At 50.0% G+C, this 1,280-nt stretch carries 1 protein-coding gene; it reads left to right on the top strand.

The features are described 5' to 3' along the window. Positions 1-1,280: IS1380 family transposase (locus tag EKM81_RS11035; RefSeq protein WP_125651621.1), on the top strand; the 1,280-nt coding region annotated here is incomplete at both ends.

Genomic DNA, 1,280 nt, shown 5'->3' with positions numbered 1-1,280 from the left:
AAAACCATCACGAAAGCGAGGCTTCACACCATCTCAACTTTAACCAGCTTATCCCTGCAATGCAATACCAATGTGACTGTGACCGCCGACGGCGGTCAACTTTCAAATGACGCCGGGCTCGTTTTGTTCCAAGAGTTTCTTCATCGTATCAACTTTAGGCAACTTGCCAATCAGTGCCTCAAGTTACCAGACCAACGACGATTCTGGAAGGCCTCGATGATCGACATCTTCTTGGAAAAATTGTTGCTCGACGTTGCTGGGTATTTACATGACAGTAGTGCCAATGACTGGCAACGTTATCCCGTACTGGCGGCCACCTTGGGTAGCTCTCGGCTAGTCTCACAGCCCTCACTTTCACGGTTTTTCAAGCGCCTTGAAGACGCCGACCTAGATGACTTTCGGAAGCTTATCTGGCAAGTAGCCGCCTTGGCTTTCCGTCTTAGTGGTCAATCCCGCTTCGTGCTGGATATAGACTCAACGCATTGTGATACTTTCGGTAATCAAGAACGGTCCGCCTTCAACGCTCACTATATGGCCTATGGATATCACCCTCAGGTTGTATTTGATCAAGAGTCCGGGTTGCTCTTAGACGCCTTGATGCGCCCTGGCAATGAGTACACCGGCAAGGAAGTCGATAAGTTCGTCGAGACAACTTTTTCGCGCCTATCGGCGCTCCCTCAAAGCACCAGCGTCATCATTCGAGGCGATTCGGGGTTTGCTGCGCCAAAATTTTACGAGATGTGCGACACACATGGCGTCGACTTTTTGGTTCGACTCAAGGCAAATTCAAAGCTTGGGAAGCTGGCAGAAACGGCCTTAGTGGATTGCCCTCCAAAATATGAAGAGAGCAAATGCGTCTACCACGAATTCAAGTATCAGGCCGCGTCATGGGGTAAAGCTCGCCGTGTTATCGTATGTTCTACTCATACGGCAGATGAGCTAGTTCCCTGGAACCACGCATTCGTAGTGACCAGCCTGGCCTCCGAGGCTCCAGAGACTTTGTTCAAGACCTATAGACAGCGGGGCAATGCTGAGAACCAAATTAAGGAGCTGAAATGCGGGTTTGGCTTTGACAAAACAGACAGCTCAACTTTTGCACGGAACACTGCACGAGCCTTGATCACCGGTATTGCCTATAACCTGGTTCAGCTCTTTAAACAGCTCTTTGTCTCGGAAGACCGTCGTTCAACCATCTCCTCGCTACGGTTCAGTCTCTTTCACATCGCCGGTAGGATTACTTGGCACGCCCGTCGTGTGGTGATTCATCTTGCTTCTAACTA

The sequence above is a fragment of the Lapidilactobacillus gannanensis genome, assembly GCF_003946675.1.
In the GTDB taxonomy this organism is placed as follows: Bacteria; Bacillota; Bacilli; order Lactobacillales; family Lactobacillaceae; genus Lapidilactobacillus; species Lapidilactobacillus gannanensis.
Note: the sequence above shows the minus strand (reverse complement) of the source record. Positions and strands in the feature narration are given on the sequence as shown.